Genomic DNA, 668 nt, shown 5'->3' with positions numbered 1-668 from the left:
TCCTTAGGCGCTAGGGTCCATGCCAGTCTCGACGGAACCGTCCAACACGTCACGCCCCAAACGATAACGCTACGGAAAAGGGGTGCTGCAACATGATCCATGCTATAGGGCTCGTAGAGTTTACAAGCATAGCACAAGGCATCGAATGCGCCGATATCATGGCTAAAACGGCGGACGTCAACATCTTAGTGGCCAAAACCACTTGTCCAGGGAAATATATCGTCTTAGTCAGCGGAGACGTGTCAGCCATCCAGCAATCCGTGAACGCAGGGATCGAGTTAGGAGCAGAGACCGTCGTCGATTCGTTCGTCATACCGAATGTCCATCCCTCCATTTTGCCGGCGATCAGTGGCGCAAATACCCTTAAAGACATTAAAGCACTCGGAATCATCGAAACATACAGCGTCGCCTCCTTAATCGAAGCAGCGGATGCCGCCGTGAAAGCAGGGGAAGTAGAACCCCTCCTCATTCATCTCGCCTTTGGCATCGGTGGCAAGAGCTACACCGTTCTTACAGGGGAAGTTGCCTCAGTGAAAGCAGCCGTCGAAGAAGGGAGTGCCCTAGCCAGCGCAAAAGGACTCCTCATACGGCAAGTCGTCATACCCCGCCCCGCGAAGCAACTGATTGAAAGCCTGGTCTGATCGAGGCACGAGGCACGAGGCACGAAG

Annotated in this window: 1 protein-coding gene; it reads left to right on the top strand. The window is 54.0% G+C overall.

What is annotated here, in order from left to right; all coding sequences use genetic code 11:
• Positions 1-92: 92 nt before the first annotated feature.
• Positions 93-641, top strand: a complete 549-nt coding sequence (locus tag DSOL_RS26230; RefSeq protein WP_075367613.1) for a BMC domain-containing protein — start codon at positions 93-95, stop codon at positions 639-641.
• Positions 642-668: the final 27 nt, after the last annotated feature.

Source organism: Desulfosporosinus metallidurans, from assembly GCF_001936615.1.
Classification (GTDB): Bacteria; Bacillota; Desulfitobacteriia; order Desulfitobacteriales; family Desulfitobacteriaceae; genus Desulfosporosinus; species Desulfosporosinus metallidurans.
The sequence above is the reverse complement of the archived record's forward strand: the minus strand, read 5'-3'. Positions and strand labels throughout refer to the sequence as shown.